Raw genomic sequence first — 16,794 nt, 5'->3', positions numbered from 1 at the left:
CGGGGGCAGGTCATCCCTGCGACACTGCACGCCCGTCGGCGGCTTCGTCGATGCCCGCCCGGATGCCGTGAAGACCCCCGAAACCCTGCAGCCGCTGATCGACGACGGCGTGATCGACGCGGTGGTGCGCCCGCTCAAGAGCGGCAAGGAAGCGGCCGTGTACGTGGTGCGCGCGGGCGACGAGGTGCGTTGCGCGAAGGTTTACAAGGACATGGCGCAGCGCAGCTTCAAGCAGCGCGTGCAGTACCAGGAAGGGCGCAAGGTGCGCGGCAGCCGCGAGGCGCGTGCGATCGGCAAGGCCACGCGCTACGGCCGCAAGCAGCAGGAAGCCGAATGGAAGAACACCGAGGTGGACGCGCTGTACCAACTGCGCGCCGCCGGCGTGCGCGTGCCGGAACCGTACGGCTACTTCCACGGCGTGCTGGTGATGGAGCTGGTCACCGATGCGGACGGCCATTCCGCACCGCGCCTGGGCGAAGTCGAGCTCACCGAGGCGCAGGCGCGCGCATTCCACCGCGTGCTGGTACGCGACGTGGTGCGGATGCTGTGCAGCGGCCTCATCCACGGCGACCTGTCGGAATACAACGTGCTCGTCGGCCCCGACGGCCCGGTGGTGATCGACTTTCCCCAGGTGGTGAGCGCCGCGGGCAACAACGCCGCGCGCACGATGCTGCTGCGCGACGTCAACAACCTCACCGCCAGCCTCGGCCGCTGGGCGCCGGACCTGCTCGACACGTGGTTCGGCGAGGAGATGTGGGCGCTGTTCGAAGCCGGCGCGCTGCAGCCGGACACCGAGCTCAGCGGTGAGTTCACGCCCGACGAGCGCGACGTCGATCTCGACAGCGTGCGCGATGCGATCAACGACGCGCGCGAACTCGCGCTGATCCGCCAGCAAGGGCGCGAGGCGCAGGACGAGGATTGAGCCCATCCATCGGCGGACCGCGGCGCGGCCTGCTCGCAGCCGGCGTAGCCCGGGTAAGCGCAGCGCACCCGGGGCCTTGCGCCGCGCAGGCCTCAACGCTTCAGTTCGAACGACGCCGATACCGTTGCGCGGTCGTCGTCGCCTCCGTACGCAGCGTTGCTGCTGAAGGCAGACGCACATAACCGCGGTTCTTCGTCGCTGATGGCTTCGGCGGGCGACGCGCCGTAGGCCGGGGCGCAACGGCGCGGCGCGCCGTGCGCGTGCGGCCGGAAGTGACCCCCTTTTGGCAGGTGGCGGCGGGGCGTTCGTGTTCGACACTGGCATGCCCCATGCCGCCGGCGTCCGGGCACCGCGCGACGCGCGCCGACCCACTCAACGCCTGTCCGACCCGGAGAATGAAGATGAAACGCTCGATCCTGCTGGCCCTGGCCGCCGCCTTCGCCGCGCCTGAAGCCATTGCGACACCGCCGGCGGCTTCGGTCGCCATGACCTGCGACGCCGGCGCGGAGGAGACGGGCGGCGAGGCTCCGAACCTGCACGGCAATTGGGATTTCCTCATGGTTCCCCAGGGAGCGCCCAGCTTCGGCGTCATGTCCATCGGCTTCGTCGGCGCCGAGTACGGCGGCGCGCTGGTGCCCGTGCGGACCGCGCCGGTGGTCCTGCGCTCGATCACGCTGACCGGCAACCGCATCCGGATGGTGGTCGCTTCCGCCGAGGGCGATGTCACGTTCGACGGCAGGCTTTCGGCCAAGGGCGACTTCATGTGCGGGACCGTGACCTACCACAGCGGCGCGACGTTTCCGATGATGGCGCAGAAGCGGCCTTCCTCGTATCGCTCGCAGCACCAGGCCGAGCGCACACGCTGAGCGAGTATTCGATCCGTGGCGGATCGACAGCTCGGTCGGTGCGGGGGGCGGACGCCTGCGAAGTGCCGGGTCTTGGCTCCCGCCATCGCACGGGGGCCGTCGCGGCCGTAGGCGCATTTTGCCGGAGGCGGAGCGGATACTGGCGACGCCGCGCGCTCGGCACGCCCGTGGCCGAGTCGCCGGATCGCCCGTATTACCTGTATCACCTGGAGCGCACAGCAGCACAACGCGAGGCGTTCGTGGCGCCCGCCCACGACACGCGACATTCGCCCGTCTGAAAGGAATGTCGCGGGGGCTCGAGCGTTAGACTGCAACCCTCGACAGGGGGAGTGGTCTCATGACGCTGGGGAAAGTGCTCGCTGGCCTGGTGGCCATCGCGGTCGCGATGGTCGTGCTCAAGGCGTTGCAGGATCGTCCCGCCGATCCGCAGGAGGTGAAAGAGGCGATGGCGGCGGAGATGGACACGCTGCGGACGGAAGCCGACAAACGCCATCCGAACCTGGCCAAGTCCGAAGCGTTGCAGGCGGTGGCTGCCGAGCGCGCCTCCGCCCAGCTCGCGCAGCAAACCGGCGACAAGCGCGCGCTGACGGCGGCCTCGCTGTTCTACGGGTTCTACTTCGTCAATACGCGTGCGCGGCCCGAGTACTGCCGTAGTCACGGGGTGGATCTGGCGCCGTTCGCGAAGGCCTTCGATGCGGTGCATGCAGCGGAACGCGATCGCGCGCGCGCGCTTCTCCTGCGCAACGGCACCGATCCGGAAACGCTCTATCCGCTGATGCGCGACCAGCTCGGCGTCACCGTGGCGCAGGACATGCAGGACACCGCCAAGGGCATCCAGGGCTCCGCCGCCGACGCATGCCGGGTGCTCAACGAGCATGCCGCCCAGTTCGCCGCAACGCTCGTGCTGCCGCCGGAGGTGCGGCAGGCGTTGATGCAGTAGCTCGTCGGCCTGGCCCCTTGCCTTGTGGCCAGCGTAGCCCGGGTAGCGAAGCGCACCCGGGGTTTCGAGGGGGTGCGGGCGTTGCCCTTACCCGGGCTACGCAAAACGCGCGCGCCTGGCAGACGTGCCGGGTGATGCGCTGTCGACGCAATCGCGTGGATGAACCTCCACGGTGACCCTGCGCGACCAGCGCGACGACGCGCGAGTGCGGCATCTCGATGCCGGCCGCCCTGCCGTAGCCGGGGTGTGAGCGAAAGCGTGGCCGGGGCTTTCCGTCGCTTCCAAAGCAGTCACCGCTTCAGCTCGAACACCGCCGACACGCGCTCGGTGTACTCGACGGTCGGTTGCAGGTAGGCGGGGCGCCGCAGGCGACTGCCGGTGACTTCGACGCGGTCGAGCGTCGTGGCGCCATAGCCGTCGTCGAAGCCCGAGCGGAGGCTATTGATGCTGTACACCGGGCCGAGCGCGGCGCCGAAGGCGGTGGCGAGGCCGTTGGCTTTCTCGCGGGCATCGGCGATGGCCTTGTCGCGCGCCTGGCGGCGCAGTTCGGGCTCGCGGCTGGATTCGAAGGCGACGTTGTCGATCCCGGTCAGGCCCGCGGCGAGTGCGGCATCGAGGAATTCGCCGAGGCGGTCGAGCGCGTGCAGAGTCACCGTGACCGAGCGGTTGGCGGCATAGCCCTTGGGGATACGGCGATTGCGGTCGTCGTACTCGATGTCCTCCGAGACCGAGACATCCGAGGCGGTGACGTCCTGCGGCGTCAGGCCGAAGCGGGGCGCAAGTTCCAGAAAGGCGTTCACGCTGCGGTCCACCGACTGCTTGGCGACGGCAGCATGGGCATGGCGGTACTGCGCGCTCAGTGTGACGCGTGCGCGGTCGGGTGTGGCACTGGCCTGGCCCTCGCCCTGGGTGACGACATGCGGGGCGTCGGGCAGCGGAGTTCCGGCGAAGCAGGGCGGGGCCAGAAGCAGGAGAGACAGCATCAGTGCACGCATGGGTCGTCGTTTCTCCATAGGTCGGGACGGTGGGGTTACTCGCAGCCGATGCCGTCGTCGTCGCGGTCCAGGTGCGGGGCGTAGCCGGGGTCGCCGCGGCGGACCGGGGCGGCGCCGGCGGCGCGGGCGGCGGCGCAGTTGGGGTAGTACACGCGCGCCGCGTCGCGCTCGTGCGCGTCGGCGCGGGCCGGTGCGAGGCGCCGGGCGGGGGCGAGGCGCTGCGGGGCGGGCGCGGCGGGGCCGCGGTGGCAGTGGTAGCCGCCGCGCTTGCGGTCGTGGTGACAGCCCTCGGCGTTGAGGCCGCCGCCGTGGGCGATGGCGCCAGCCGGCATCAGCAGCAGCACGGCGGCGGCACTGCGCCAGTCCTTCGGCATGGACGCCCCCTCGTCCGATGCGATGGGGCGACGCTAGCACCGGGCGGGGCCGATGCCCAGTGCGGGCGGGGTCTCCGATCTCGCTGCGCAGGCAGGCGCGGCTCACCCTCCACGCTTGCGACGCGGGCGTGTACTCCTCCCCCTGCGAAGGCAGGGGGAGGTCGGGAGGGGGTTGCGTGGGCGCGGTTCGTCGGGTGACCGGTCAACCCCTCCCCAACCCTCCCCTGCACGCAGGGGAGGGGGGATGTGCGTTCCTGTCGGCGGGGGCGTGTGCTCCTCCCCCTGCGAAGGCAGGGGGAGGTCGGGAGGGGGTTGCGTGGGCGCGGTTCGTCGCGTGACCGGTCAACCCCTCCCCAACCCTCCCCTGCACGCAGGGGAGGGGGGGTGCGTTCCTGTCGGCGGGGGCGTGCGCTCCTCCCCCTGCGAAGGCAGGAGGAGGTCGGGAGGGGGTTGCGCGGGGGCGGTTCGTCGGGTAACCGGTCAACCCCTCCCCAACCCTCCCCTGCACGCAGGGGAGGGGGGGGTGCGTTCCTGTCCGCGGGGGCGTGTGCTCCTCCCCCTGCGAAGGCAGGGGGAGGTCGGGAGGGGGTTATCCAGTCACCGAGGCACACGCCCACCACGTACCCCCCAACCCTCTCCGGCCGCGTTTACGGCGCGGGTGTGCACGAGGACGGCGATCGCCGCAACGCGGGGCGAGGGGTATCCTCTCGCGCATCCCGACTTTCGTTTCGAAATGCCATGTCCGACACGCCTCCCGACCGTCTCGCCGTCGATCCGCGCAGCCCCTTCCACGATGCCGACGCGCTGGCCCGCGGCGTGGGTGTGCGCTTCAACGGCGAGGAGCGCCACAACGTCGAGGAGTACTGCGTCAGCGAGGGCTGGATCCGCGTGCAGGTGGGGCGCGCGCTGGATCGTCGCGGCAATCCGATGACGATGAAGATCAAGGGCAAGGTCGAGCCGTATTTCCGCCTGCCCGCCACGGAAGCGGCGTCCGAATGAGCGTGCGTCGCGCCGCTTTTGCGCTGGTCGCCGCGCTGCTGCTGGCGGCGCCGGCGTGGGCGGTGCGCAACGTCACCGATCCCGGCGCGCCGCGCGCGCTGCCGGCCGAGGGGCCGGTGCAGGTGAGCTGGCACGACCCCGCCGGCTTCACCGAAATCCGTCGCAGTCGCAACCGCGCGATGGCCCGGCGCGGCGACTGGGTGGCCGAGCTGGCCCGCCACCTGCGCCAGCGCGCGCAGGCGCGGCTGCCGACGGGCGAGCGGCTGGAGGTGGTGCTGGTCGACATCGCCCGCGCCGGCGAGTACGAGGCCGCACCCGATCCCGCGCTCGGCGACGTGCGGATCTACCGCGACGTGTATCCGCCGGCGATCGAGCTCTCGTTCCGCCGCCTCGACGCCGACGGTCGCGTGCGCGCCGAAGGCACGCGGCGACTGCGCGATCCGGGCTATCTGCTGCACGGCGCCTCCGGCGGCGATCCGCTGCGTTTCGAGAAGCGGCTGCTCGACGACTGGCTGGCGCGCGAGCTGCCGCGCTGAAGCGCCGAGCCTCCGGATGCGCGAAAAGTCCCGTGCCGTGCCGACGGCGCGCCGCTATGCTCGCCGCTCGCAAGGACCGAGGGCGTGCGCATGAAGTTCCTGATGCTGGTCTACATCGATGAAGCGCTGCTGGAAGCGCTTCCGCAGGAGGAGTTCGACCGCCTGATGCGCGGCTGCCTGCAGCACGCCGACGAGCTGGCGTGCGAGGGCCGTCTGCTCGCCAGCCAGCAGCTCGAACCGCCGCGCACCGCGCGCTCGATCCGCCACCGCGACGGCCGGACGCGCGTGTACGACGGCCCGTTCGCGGAGACCAAGGAAGTGCTCGCCGGCTTCAACCTGCTGGAGGCCGACAGCCTGGAGGAGGCGGTGCGGATCGCCGAGGGCTTCCCGTGGTCGCGCTTCGGCAGCATCGAAGTGCGCCCGGTGCGCGACATCGACGCGGTACGGCGACGGGTAGGCGCGTAAGCCCGCCCCCCGCGCGACGGCGCGGGAAGGTGCGGATGCCGGCCTCGTCGTTCCCGAGTAAGCGAAACCCATGGGCGTTTCGCGGCGGGTTGCAACAGACGGCCATGGATTCCCGCTTGCGCGGGATGACGGGTGAGAGAGCCCATATCGCGCGCTGCGCGGATGGGGTATGGAAGGTGCGGTCCCCCGCTTCGTCGTTCCCGCGAGGGCCGGAACCCATGGACGTTCGTAGGGTTCCAGTCAACGTCCATGATCTCCGCTTGCGCGGGGGATGACGGCCGAGGATTCGTGCGCGATGCGGGGTGGAACCTGCTTCAACCGCAGCGGCGTTCGACGCCGCGGGCGGCGAGCCAGGCGGCGTGGACGCGGGGGCGGACTTGCGGCCAGTCGAGCGCATGGCCGCCGCGGATACGGCGCCAGCCTTCCGCCAGTGTGGGTTCGAGCTGCTCCCAACTGTGCTCGCAGAACAGGCGCCGCGCCTCGGCGCCGTACAGCGCTGCCAGCTCCTCCGCCTCGCGCGTGAGCGCGCGGCGTGCACGACCCGCTTCCATGACACGCGACTCCCTGAACCGCCCCTGTCCGAAATTACTGCGTTCACGTGACGGTGTCGCTGATTTCCCGAGGTTTTTCCGACAACCGGCACGCCTGCCGACGAGCGGCGCGTGGGCGGGAGCGAACGGATGAGGCGTGCGGGCACGCCTCCCCCTGCGAAGGCAGGGAGGTCGCGAGGGTGCATGGCGCGTTTCGTCGGGTGACCGGTCAACCCCTCCCCAATCCTCCCCTGCAAGCAGGGGAGGGGAACGGGGTGCCCACTTGCGGCGGGGGCGTGTACTCCTCCCCCTGCGAAGGCAGGGGGAGGTTGGGAGGGGGTTGCGTGGGGACGTTTCGTCGGGTGACCGGTCAACCCCTCCCCAACCCTCCCCTGCAAGCAGGGGAGGGGGGATGTGCGTTCCTGTCGGCGGGGGCGTGTGCTCCCCCCTGCGAAGGCAGGGGGAGGTCGGAGGGGGTTGCGTGGGTCGGTTCGTCGCGTGACCGGTCAACCCCTCCCCAACCCTCCCCTGCAAGCAGGGGAGGGGGAATCCCGGCTCCGGTGCCCGGTTCCCCGTTCCCGTTCCCCGTTCCCCGCCCCTCAATCCCGCACCCCGACCCTCACCTCAGCATCGGCCCGAGCGCCGTCCACACGTGGTCGCGCAGGCGGGGCTGCACGGCGGCGGTGGGGTGCAGGTTGTCGGACTGGAAGGCGTCGCGGTTCAGGGCGATCGGCTCCAGCAGGAACGGCAGCAGCGGCACCTCGTGCTGGCGGGCGACCTGGCGGTAGACCTCCTCGAAGCCCTGCGCGTACGCCCGGCCGTAGTTGGGCGGCAGCCGCATGCCGAGCAGCAGCACGCGCGCGCCGGAGCCCTTCGCCGCGCGCACCATCGCCTCCAGATTGGCCTTCATCTGCGCCAGCGGCAGGCCGCGCAGGCCGTCGTTGGCGCCGAGCGCGATCACCACCAGCGCCGGGCGATGCCGCTGCAGTTCGCGCGCGATGCGCGAGCGTCCGCCGGCGGTGGTCTCGCCGCTGACGCTGGCGTTGACCACCTTCCAGCCCGGGTGCTGGCGGGCGATGCGTTCGGCGGTCAGGGCGACCCAGCCCTGGCGCGCCGGCAGGCCGTAGGCGGCCGAGAGCGAATCGCCCATCACCAGCACGGTGCGCGCCGGCGCGGGGGCGGGCTTGGCGCGCGCGCTCTGCGCCTGAACGGGAACCGCGAGCGCGACCAGCATCGCGGCCAGCAGCCAACCAATGGCCCATTGAAGCCCCGTCCGGTTCGCCAAATATCGGGCACTCATGTCGACGACTCCTCCGCTCCGCGTCCGCGGGCTCAACGATGGGACCGATGATGGCCGATTCCGCCGCACCGCAGTCTGAAGCCCGCGCCCCGGGCGCCCACCTCGTGCCGGCGCTGGAGGTCGAGCGGCTCGGCAAGCGCGTGCGGCTGCCGTCGGGCGAGCTCACCATCCTCGAGGACGTCAGCTTCGCGATCGCGCCCGGCGACACGGTGGCGGTGGTCGGCGCCTCCGGCTCGGGCAAGAGCACGCTGCTGTCGCTGATGGCCGGGCTCGACGTGCCCAGCAGCGGCCGCGTGCTGCTGGACGGCGCGCCGCTGTCCACGCTCGACGAGGACGGCCGCGCGCGCGTGCGCGGCGAGAAGGTCGGCTTCGTGTTCCAGAGCTTCCAGTTGCTGCCGTCGCTGACCGCGCTGGAGAACGTGATGCTGCCGCTGGAGCTGCGCGGCGACCGCGATGCGCAGACGCCCGCGCGCGAGATCCTGCGCAAGGTCGGGCTGGGCGAGCGGCTCGGCCATTACCCGCGCCAGCTTTCCGGTGGCGAGCAGCAGCGGGTGGCGCTGGCGCGCGCATTCGTGACGCGTCCTGCGCTGCTGTTCGCCGACGAGCCGACCGGCAACCTCGACACCCGCACCGGCGCGGCGATCATCGAGCTGCTGTTCGCGCTGAACGCCGAGGCCGGCACCACGCTGGTGCTGGTGACCCACGACGAGGCGCTCGCCTCGCGCTGCAGGCGGCACGTGCGGCTCGACGGCGGCCGGCTGGCGGCCGCGGCATGAGGGCGCTGGCGCTCGCCTGGCGGCAACTGCGGCGCGACCTGGCCGCGGGCGAGATCCGCATCCTGATCGCCGCGCTGGTGCTGGCCGTGCTCGCGGTGAGCGCGGTCGGCTTCGTCACCGACCGCGCCGAACGCGCGCTGCAGATGGAGGCGAACCGCCTGCTCGGCGGCGACGCACTCGTCAGCGCGGACGCGCCGATCCGCGGCCGCATCCGCGAAGCGGCCTCGGCGCCCGGGCTGCGCATGGCGGAGACGCGTGAAATGCCGAGCATGATTCGCGTCGGCGAAGGCGAAGCCGCGCGCCTGCAGCTCGGCGAGCTGCGCGCGCTCGGGGCCGGCTTTCCGCTGCGCGGGCGCTTCCGCATCGTCGATGCGCAGGGCCGCGAGCGCGACGCCGCCGGAGTGCCGGAGGCGGGCACGCTCTGGCTCAGCCGCGCCGGCGCCGAGCAGCTCGGTGCGCGCGTGGGCGATGCGATCGGCATCGGCGAGGCGAACCTGCGGCTGGCCGCACTGGTGGTGCAGGAGCCGGACGCGGCGATGGACTACTTCAACGTCGCCCCGCGCGTGTTCCTCAATGCCGCCGATCTGCCGCGCACGGGACTGGTGCAGCCGGGCAGCCGCATCCGCCATCGGCTGGTGGTCGCAGGCAGCGCCGATGCGGTCGAGCGCTTCACCGCGGTGGCGAAGGCGCACCTCGGCCGCGGCCAGCGGCTGGAGACGATCGGCGATGCGCGGCCGGAGATCCGCTCGGCGCTCGACCGCGCCGGACGTTTCCTCGGGCTGGCCGCGCTGGTGTCGGTGGTGCTGGCGGCGGTGGCGGTGGCGATGGCCGCGCGCCGGCACAGCGCGCGCCACCTGGCGGGCGCGGCGGTGATGCGCTGCCTGGGCGCGGCGCAGAAGACGCTGGTGGCGATCCATCTCGGCGAGCTGGTGCTGCTGGGCCTTGCGGCGAGCGCGCTCGGCGTGGCGTTGGCGTGGGCGTTGCAGTGGGGCGTGGGCGCGTGGCTGGCGCGCGAGCTGGCGATCGCCATTCCCGCCGCCGGCGGGGCGCCCGCGTTGCAGGGGCTGGCGGTCGGTCTGGTGGTGCTGCTGGCGTTCGGCGCGCCGCCGGTGCTGGCGCTGCGGCGCGTGCCGGCGCTGCGCGTGCTGCGCAACGATCTGGACTCGACCGAGCCGAGCGCGTGGATCGTGCTGCTCGCCGGCCTGGGCGGGCTGGCGGCGCTGCTGTGGTGGCAGGCGGGCTCGGCGACGCTGGCGCTGGCGATGCTGCTCGGCATCGCCGCCACGCTCGGCGCGCTCGCGCTGCTGGCGTGGGCGCTGATCGTCGGCGTGCGCCGCGTGCGTTCGCGCCTGCGCGGCAGTCTGCGCTACGGGCTCGCCAACGTCAGCCGGCGCGCGGGCACCAGCATCGCGCAGGTGGCGGCGCTGGGGCTCGGTCTGATGGCGCTGCTGCTGCTCACTTTCGTCCACGGCGATCTGCTCGACCGCTGGCAGCTCTCGCTCGCCGAGCGCGCGCCCAACCGCTTCATCGTCAACGTGCAGGACGACCAGGTCGCCGAGGTGCGCGAGTTCATCGCCGCGCGCGGGCTCGACGCGCCGACGCTGTTCCCGATGATCCGCGCGCGGCTGGTGGCGCACAACGGCCGCGCGGTCGATGGCCGCACCTACGCGGCGCGCGGCGAGGACGACGCCGGCCGTCGCGCGCGGCGGCTCGCCGAGCGCGAGTTCAACCTGTCCACGGCGCAGGCCCTGCGCGAGGACAACGAGGTGGTCGCCGGCCGCTTCTGGGGCGCGGCGCGGCCGGCGCGGCCGGAGCTGTCGGTGGAGGTGGAGTTCGCCGAAACGCTCGGCTGGAAGCTCGGCGACCGCGTCGCGTTCGACATCGCCGGCAGCCGCTTCGAAGGCACCATCACCAGCCTGCGCAAGGTCGACTGGGAAAGTTTCCGGCCGAACTTCTTCGTGCTGGCCTCGCCCGGCGCGCTGGACGGCCAGGCGGCGAGCTGGATCACCGCGGTGCACGTGCCGCCCTCCGATGCGCGCTTCACCGCGGCGCTCGTCCAGCGCTTCCCCAACCTGACGGTGATCGACGTGGAGGCGGTGTTGAAGCAGGTGCGCGCCACCGCCGACCAGGTGCGCACGGTGGTGCAGGTGGTGTTCTGGTTCGCGCTGGCGGCGGGCGTGCTGGTGCTGCTGGCGGCGGTCAGCGCCAGCCAGGACGAGCGCCTGCTGGAGGGCGGCGTGATGCGCGTGCTGGGCGGCAGCCGGCGTCAGTTGCGGCTGGCGCAGGCCTCCGAGTTCGCCGCGATCGGTCTGCTGGCGGGACTGGTGGCGGCGATCGCCGCCTCGGTGCTGGCGGGCGTGATCGCCACCCGCGTGTTCGACATCCCGTGGCAGCCGGACCTGGCGATGGCCGCGACCGGCGCGGCGGTCGGCACGGTCGCGGCGCTGCTGGCCGGGCTGTGGGCGACGCGTCGCGTGCTCGACACGCCGCCGTCCGTCACCCTGCGCGCGCTGTCCTGAGCCGCGCCGCGCGCGGCTCCGGACCCATCCCCTCCCGACCGGACACGCCGGCCGTGAGCGGCGTGCGCGCACGCTCAGGAAGCTGACCGCGCCCGCGCTCAATCCCGTGCCGCTGCGGCCGTTACCGGAGACATGGACCGGCGCGGTCCGCAGGGGAACGGACGAATGGCGGTGGGTGCGAAATCGACGGGCGAGGTGCGTTGGCGCACGGCATTGCGGCACGCGGCGGCGCTCGCGTTGCTGGCGCTGGGATTCCAGGCGCGTGCGGTCGAGCTGGGGGGCTCCACCGCGCTGGTGTCGGACTACGTGTTCCGTGGCGTGTCGCAGACCGGCGGACGCGCGGCGGTGCAGGCCGGCGTGACCGCCGGACTGAAGGGCGGCTTCTACGCGTTGGTGTGGGGCTCCAGCGTCGAGTTCGACGACATGCCGCAGGTGCATACCGAACTGGACTACGGCCTCGGCTGGAGCGGTGCGCTGGGCGAGGACTGGACGATCGACGTCTGCCTGACACGCTACACCTACGCCAACGCGCGCGAGCTCGCCTATGCCGAGTGGGCCGCGACCGCGACCTGGCGCGATCGCGCCTGGGTCAGCGTCGGCTACTCGCCGGACACCTTCAACGCCGGCGAACGCGCCGAGTACGGCCAGGTCGGCGTGCGCGTGCCGATCGGCGAGCGCTGGCGCGTGGAGGGCGCGGTCGGCCGCTACCGGCTCGACAACGTGCTCGGCGAGGCGTACTCGCACGCGCAGATCGGCGTGGTCTGGAGCGACGGCGGCAACGTCGAACTGCGCCTGACCGGCCACCACACCGACGACGCCGCGCGCCGGCTGTTCCCGGAGCTGGCGGGCTCGCGCCTGGCGGCGGAGGCGGTGCTGGAGTTCTGAGCGCCGCCGCGCTCAGCGCAGGCGCCAGGCGATCTCGCCGCCGGCGCGCATCGGCACCAGCGCGCCGCCCTCGCCCTCGTACTGCGCGGGCACCGTCCACGGCGCGCGTTCCAGCGTGATGGTCTCGGCGTTCGGCGGCAGCCGGTAGAACGCGGGGCCGTGCAGGCTGGCGAAACCTTCCAGCCGGTCGAGCGCGCCGGCGGCCTCGAACGCTTCCGCGTACAGCTCGATCGCCGCGTGCGCGGTGTACAGGCCGGCGCAGCCGCAGGCGGACTCCTTGGCGTGACGCGGGTGCGGCGCGCTGTCGGTGCCGAGGAAGAACTTCGGATCGCCGCCGGTGGCGGCGGCCAGCAGCGCCTGGCGGTGGCGCTCGCGCTTGAGCACCGGCAGGCAGTAGTGATGCGGACGCAGGCCGCCCTGGAAGATCGCGTTGCGGTTGAGCAGCAGGTGATGGGCGGTGATCGTCGCGGCGACGTTGGCGGGCGCGGCGGCGACGAACTCGGCGGCCGCCTGGGTGGTGATGTGCTCCAGCACCACGCGCAGCGCCGGGAAGGCGCGCACCAGCGGCGCCAGATGGCGCTCGACGAACACCGCCTCGCGGTCGAACACGTCGACGTCGGGGTCGGTCACCTCGCCGTGCATCAGCAGCGGCAGATCCACCCGCTGCATCGCCTCCAGCACGGCGGCGCACTGCCGCAGGTCGGACACGCCGTGCTGGGCGTTGGTGGTGGCGTGCGCCGGATAGAACTTCACCGCGTGCACGAAGCCGCTCTCCTTCGCGCGCACGATCTCCTCCGGCGTGGTGGCCGCGGTGAGGTAGAGCGTCATCAGCGGCTCGAACCGCATGCCTTCCGGCAGCGCCGCGAGGATGCGCGCGCGGTAGGCGGCCGCGTCCGCCACCGTCGCCACCGGCGGCGACAGGTTGGGCATCACGATCGCGCGGGCGAACCGGCGCGCGGTGTCCGGGAGGACGCGGGCGAGCATCGCGCCGTCGCGCAGGTGGACGTGCCAGTCGTCGGGGCGGCGCAGGGTGAGGGTCGCGGTCATCGGTCGGCGGGCGCGGAGCGGGCGCCTATTGTCCCCCGCCGGGCCGTCGCTCCGCGAGCGCGGCCAGCAGCGGCGCCAGCGCGCGCTCCGCCGCCGCGGCATCGCCGCCGTGCGGGAACCGCAGCACCGCATGGCCGAGCCAGCGCTCCAGTTCGCCGGCGTTGTCCATCTCGCGATCGACGTCGGCGCCGACGCGGTTCAGCACCACCGCGGCCAGCCGCAGGCCGCGCGCGCGCAACGCTTCCGCCGCCAGCAGGGTGTGATGGATCGTGCCGAGGCGGTCGGCCGTCACCAGCAGCACGGGCAGGCCGAGGCGCACCGCGAGATCGGCGTTGAGCGCGCCGCGCGCGATCGGCGAATAGAACCCGCCGGCGCCTTCCACCAGCAGGCACGCCTCCGGCGGTACGGCGTCGACGCACGCGCGGTGGAGCATGTCCAGCTCCAGCGCGATGCCCTCCAGCGCGGCCGCGCGTTCCGGCGACAGCGGCGCGGCGAGCCGGTAGCGGCAGACGCTCTGCAGCGGCTCGCGCGCGCCGGCGGCGCGACGCAGCGCGTCGGCGTCGGCCGGAAACAGTGCGCCCTCGCGCGGCGCGCAGCCGGATTCCACCGGCTTGCGCACGCGCACGTCTACGCCGCGCGCGGCGAGCGCGGCCGCGAGCGCGGTGCCGACGTGGGTCTTGCCCACGCCGGTGTCGGTGCCGGTGACGAACAGGCCAAACGAAGGATGCGGTTCCATCCCATAAAGGATCGCAGACCGCGCGCGTCGGGCGCAGCCCCGCGCGGGGCTTGCGCGGTGCGCTCAGGGCGTATCGAGCGGCTGCAGCCGGGCTTCGAAGCGGCGCGCGTAGTCGCGTTCGCCGGCGATCCGCAGCACATCGTCCAGCGCCGTCTCCGGCGGGCTGTAGATCGCGCAGCGCACGCCGCCGTCGCCGTGGCCCACCGCGCGCAGGCGGTAGCGCGGCGTGCCGCTGCCGGTCTCGGGCGGGTAGTGCAGCGGCGGCTCGCGGCCGTCCATGTCCAGCTCGGTGTTGTCGACCACGCCGCCCACGAACAATGCGCGCATGCTCCTCACCTCCGGTTCGTGCACGGCCGTCATGCTGCCGCGGGCGTCGTGGCAGCGCGATGAAGGGCGCGGCGCGCGGCGGCCCACCTACAATGCGCGCATGCCTACGGACGCCGCCGTCGATGCGCTGTTCCTGCCGATCCGCGAGGGCCGGCTATCCTGGCCCGCCGACGGCGCGCTGTTCCTGCGCGCGCGTGCGGGCGCGCTGCAGGCGCGCGAATGGCCGGGGCTGATCTGCGTGCAGAGCTTCCGGCCGGCGTTCGACGCCCTGCGCGAGGGCGGCTTCGACGTGCGCGCGGAAGCGGAACCGTCGCGCACGTGGCCGCTCGTGCTGCTGCTGCCGCCGCGCCAGCGCGAGGAGGCGCGCGCGCTGCTCGCGACCGCGCTCGGGTACCTCGCGCCCGGCGGCCGGCTGGTGCTGGCCGCCCGCAACGACGAGGGCGCGCGCACGCACGAGGCCGATCTGTCGCGGCTCGCGGGCGCGGTGAGCGTGCTGTCCAAACACAAATGCCGGGTGGCGTGGACCGCGCCGCTGGACGGGCCGCTCGATCCCGCGCTCGCCGCCGGCTGGCGCGCGCTCGATGCGCCGCGCGCGATCGCCGATGGTCGATTCGTCAGCCGCCCGGGCGTGTTCGCGTGGGACCGTCTCGATGCCGGTTCCGCGCTGCTGGCCGCGCATCTGCCCGCCGATCTCGCCGGCGAGGCGGCCGATCTCGGGGCGGGGTACGGGCATCTCGCCGCGGCGCTGCTTGAGCGCTGTCCGCGGATCGCGCGGCTGGATCTGTACGAGGCGGAGGCGCGCGCGCTCGAGCTGGCGCGGACCAACCTCGCCGCGCAGGCGCAGCGGGTGCCGCTAGGCTTCCACTGGCACGACGTCGGCGTGGGGCTGCCGCGCGGCTACGACGCGATCGTCAGCAATCCGCCGTTCCACGCCCACGACCGCGACGCGCGCCCCGACCTGGGCCGCCGTTTCATCGCCGCCGCCGCGCAGGCGCTGCGGCCGCGCGGCCGGCTGTGGCTGGTGGCGAACCGGCACCTGCCGTACGAGGCGGCGCTCGCCGAAGGCTTCGCGCAGGTGCGCACGGTGGCGCAGCGGGACGGCTACAAGGTGATCGAGGCGGTGCGCGCGCCATGAGGCTGGCCAAGCGGATCGCGCATCTGGGCTACGGCAGCCGGCGGCAGGTGCTGGCGTTGTTCGAGGCCGGGCGCATCACCGACGAGAGCGGCCGCGCGCTCGCGCCCGACGAGGAGATCGCCCACGAGCGCCTGCGCCTGGACGGCGAACCGCTCGATCCGCCCGCGCCGTTCACGCTGATGCTGCACAAACCGGTCGGCTACACCTGCTCCACGCGCGACGCCGGCCGCCTGGTGTACGACCTGCTGCCGCCGCGCTTCCGCGCGCGCACGCCGCTGCTGTCCACGGTCGGACGCCTGGACCGCGACACCAGCGGCCTGCTGCTGATGACCGACGACGGCGCGCTGCTGCATCGCATCGTCTCGCCGAAGAGCGCGGTGGCGAAGGTGTACGAGGTGCGGCTCGCGCGCGATCTGCGCGGCGACGAGGGCGAGGTGTTCGCAAGCGGCACGCTGATGCTGCGCTCGGAAACCGAGCCGCTGGCGCCGGCGCGGCTGGAGGTGCTCGACCCGCGCCACGCGCGCGTGGTGCTGACCGAAGGGCGCTACCACCAGGTGCGGCGCATGTTCGCCGCGCTCGGCAACCACGTCGAGGCGCTGCATCGTTCGCGCGTCGGCGCGCTTGCGCTCGACGGGCTCGCGCCGGGCGCGTGGCGCGCGCTCGCGGCCGAGGACATCGCGCGCGTGTTCGCGCCGGTCGGCGGCGCGCCGGCATGATCGCGGCAGGCACGAACGCGCCGCTGCCGTTCGCGCCGCGCGCGGTGCTGTTCGACATGGACGGCCTGATCCTCGACAGCGAGCGCGCGCTGCTGGCGTGCTGGCGGCAGGCGAACGACGAGCTCGACGCCGGGCTCGACGATGCGTTCTGGCTGTCGATGGTCGGCATCCACGACGCCGCCTGCCACGCGATGCTGCACGCGCGGCTGTCGGCCGCGCTCGCCGACGCGCTGATCGGGCGCGCCAACGCGCTCTACGAGCAGCGCGTCGCGGCCGGATTGCCGCTCAAGACGGGGCTGACGGCGCTGCTCGACTGGCTCGATGCGCAGGGCCTGCCGCGCGCGATCGCGACCTCGACGCGGCGCGCGCGCGCCGAGGCCAAGCTGCGCGCGGCCGGCGTGCGCGGGCGTTTCCACGCGCTGGTGGGCGGCGACGAGGTGGCGCAGCCGAAGCCGGCGCCCGACGTGTACCTGCGCGCGGCCGACGCGCTCGGCGTCGCGCCGCAGGACTGCCTGGTGCTGGAAGACTCGCTGCCCGGCGTGCGCGCGGCGCTGGCCGCGGGCGCGCTGCCGGTGCAGGTGCCGGATCTGGTCGCGCCCGGCCCCGCGGCGGCGCACCGCGTCGCGCGCGATCTGGGCGAGGCGCTGACGCTGCTGCGGAGCACCTTCGCCATCGCCGGGGCACGACCTTAGGCCCTTGCGCGCGGCCGGCGCGGCGCGCACCGTG

The 16,794-nt window shown here is 73.3% G+C and carries 19 protein-coding genes; 12 read left to right on the top strand and 7 right to left on the bottom strand.

What is annotated here, in order from left to right:
- Positions 1 to 67: 67 nt before the first annotated feature.
- The 3 genes from FQY64_RS03630 to FQY64_RS03620 all read left to right on the top strand — a co-directional run bounded on the left by FQY64_RS03630 (position 68) and on the right by FQY64_RS03620 (position 2,728).
- Positions 68 to 922: a PA4780 family RIO1-like protein kinase gene (locus FQY64_RS03630; protein WP_146472352.1), complete on the top strand. Its 855-nt coding sequence runs from the start codon at positions 68 to 70 to the stop codon at positions 920 to 922.
- Between the two features lie 401 nt (positions 923 to 1,323).
- A complete protein-coding gene (locus FQY64_RS03625) occupies positions 1,324 to 1,788 on the top strand; it encodes a hypothetical protein (RefSeq protein ID WP_146472351.1) in 465 nt (154 codons plus the stop codon).
- Between the two features lie 337 nt (positions 1,789 to 2,125).
- Entirely contained in the window at positions 2,126 to 2,728 is a 603-nt protein-coding gene (locus tag FQY64_RS03620; RefSeq protein ID WP_146472350.1) for a hypothetical protein, read from the top strand.
- A gap of 290 nt (positions 2,729 to 3,018) precedes the next feature.
- Here FQY64_RS03620 and FQY64_RS03615 read toward each other — a convergent pair whose 3' ends face one another.
- Both FQY64_RS03615 and FQY64_RS03610 read right to left on the bottom strand, forming a co-directional pair.
- Positions 3,019 to 3,711, bottom strand: a complete 693-nt coding sequence (locus tag FQY64_RS03615) for an SIMPL domain-containing protein (protein ID WP_186760839.1) — start codon at positions 3,709 to 3,711, stop codon at positions 3,019 to 3,021.
- Positions 3,712 to 3,758: 47 nt separating this feature from the next.
- Entirely contained in the window at positions 3,759 to 4,097 is a 339-nt protein-coding gene (locus FQY64_RS03610) for an excalibur calcium-binding domain-containing protein (RefSeq protein ID WP_146472348.1), read from the bottom strand.
- A 738-nt stretch (positions 4,098 to 4,835) separates the two neighbouring features.
- Between FQY64_RS03610 and FQY64_RS03605 the strand changes: the two genes are divergently transcribed.
- The 3 genes from FQY64_RS03605 to FQY64_RS03595 all read left to right on the top strand — a co-directional run bounded on the left by FQY64_RS03605 (position 4,836) and on the right by FQY64_RS03595 (position 6,097).
- Positions 4,836 to 5,096, top strand: coding sequence for a DUF3297 family protein (locus tag FQY64_RS03605; RefSeq protein ID WP_146472347.1), 261 nt, complete (start codon positions 4,836 to 4,838; stop codon positions 5,094 to 5,096).
- Positions 5,093 to 5,632 carry a DUF3016 domain-containing protein gene (locus FQY64_RS03600; protein WP_146472346.1) on the top strand — a complete coding sequence of 180 codons (540 nt, stop codon included), beginning with the start codon at positions 5,093 to 5,095 and terminating at the stop codon, positions 5,630 to 5,632. Before FQY64_RS03605 ends, FQY64_RS03600 begins: the two co-directional genes overlap by 4 nt.
- 90 nt (positions 5,633 to 5,722) lie before the next feature.
- The gene (locus FQY64_RS03595) at positions 5,723 to 6,097 is read left to right on the top strand and encodes a YciI family protein (protein ID WP_146472345.1); all 375 of its coding nucleotides are present in this window, start codon (positions 5,723 to 5,725) and stop codon (positions 6,095 to 6,097) included.
- Between the two features lie 314 nt (positions 6,098 to 6,411).
- Here the strand turns inward: FQY64_RS03595 and FQY64_RS03590 are convergent, their stop codons facing one another.
- Complete coding sequence (locus tag FQY64_RS03590; protein WP_146472344.1) at positions 6,412 to 6,648, bottom strand: hypothetical protein; 237 nt, start codon at positions 6,646 to 6,648, stop codon at positions 6,412 to 6,414.
- A 598-nt stretch (positions 6,649 to 7,246) separates the two neighbouring features.
- Positions 7,247 to 7,927: an arylesterase gene (locus FQY64_RS03585; RefSeq protein ID WP_146472343.1), complete on the bottom strand. Its 681-nt coding sequence runs from the start codon at positions 7,925 to 7,927 to the stop codon at positions 7,247 to 7,249.
- 47 nt (positions 7,928 to 7,974) lie between these two features.
- Here FQY64_RS03585 and FQY64_RS03580 point away from each other — a divergent pair, with 47 nt between their 5' ends.
- From FQY64_RS03580 to FQY64_RS03570, 3 genes are all read left to right on the top strand, one after another.
- Positions 7,975 to 8,703, top strand: coding sequence for an ABC transporter ATP-binding protein (locus FQY64_RS03580; RefSeq protein WP_386112876.1), 729 nt, complete (start codon positions 7,975 to 7,977; stop codon positions 8,701 to 8,703).
- Positions 8,700 to 11,222, top strand: a complete 2,523-nt coding sequence (locus FQY64_RS03575; protein ID WP_146472342.1) for an ABC transporter permease — start codon at positions 8,700 to 8,702, stop codon at positions 11,220 to 11,222. Before FQY64_RS03580 ends, FQY64_RS03575 begins: the two co-directional genes overlap by 4 nt.
- A gap of 171 nt (positions 11,223 to 11,393) precedes the next feature.
- Entirely contained in the window at positions 11,394 to 12,107 is a 714-nt protein-coding gene (locus FQY64_RS03570) for a TorF family putative porin (RefSeq protein WP_186760838.1), read from the top strand.
- Positions 12,108 to 12,119: 12 nt separating this feature from the next.
- On the opposite strand, the gene pyrC is transcribed toward FQY64_RS03570, so the two are convergent.
- From pyrC to FQY64_RS03555, 3 genes are all read right to left on the bottom strand, one after another.
- A complete protein-coding gene (pyrC, locus tag FQY64_RS03565; RefSeq protein ID WP_146472340.1) occupies positions 12,120 to 13,154 on the bottom strand; it encodes a dihydroorotase in 1,035 nt (344 codons plus the stop codon).
- Positions 13,155 to 13,179: 25 nt separating this feature from the next.
- On the bottom strand, positions 13,180 to 13,890 hold the full coding sequence (gene bioD, locus FQY64_RS03560) for a dethiobiotin synthase (protein ID WP_146472339.1): 711 nt from the start codon (positions 13,888 to 13,890) through the stop codon (positions 13,180 to 13,182).
- 63 nt (positions 13,891 to 13,953) lie between these two features.
- Positions 13,954 to 14,217, bottom strand: coding sequence for a hypothetical protein (locus FQY64_RS03555; RefSeq protein WP_146472338.1), 264 nt, complete (start codon positions 14,215 to 14,217; stop codon positions 13,954 to 13,956).
- A 100-nt stretch (positions 14,218 to 14,317) separates the two neighbouring features.
- On the opposite strand from FQY64_RS03555, the gene FQY64_RS03550 reads away from it, so the two are divergent.
- From FQY64_RS03550 to FQY64_RS03540, 3 genes are read left to right on the top strand one after another with little or no spacing between them, the layout of a single operon-like run.
- Entirely contained in the window at positions 14,318 to 15,352 is a 1,035-nt protein-coding gene (locus FQY64_RS03550) for a class I SAM-dependent methyltransferase (RefSeq protein ID WP_146472337.1), read from the top strand.
- Positions 15,349 to 16,068, top strand: coding sequence for a pseudouridine synthase (locus tag FQY64_RS03545; protein ID WP_146472336.1), 720 nt, complete (start codon positions 15,349 to 15,351; stop codon positions 16,066 to 16,068). The genes FQY64_RS03550 and FQY64_RS03545 overlap by 4 nt, the downstream gene beginning before the upstream one ends.
- Entirely contained in the window at positions 16,065 to 16,760 is a 696-nt protein-coding gene (locus tag FQY64_RS03540) for an HAD family hydrolase (RefSeq protein WP_146472335.1), read from the top strand. The genes FQY64_RS03545 and FQY64_RS03540 overlap by 4 nt, the downstream gene beginning before the upstream one ends.
- Positions 16,761 to 16,794: the final 34 nt, after the last annotated feature.

The sequence above is a fragment of the Vulcaniibacterium thermophilum genome (genome assembly GCF_007923255.1).
Taxonomy (GTDB): Bacteria; Pseudomonadota; Gammaproteobacteria; order Xanthomonadales; family Xanthomonadaceae; genus Lysobacter_F; species Lysobacter_F thermophilum.
Note: the sequence above shows the minus strand (reverse complement) of the source record. Positions and strands in the feature narration are given on the sequence as shown.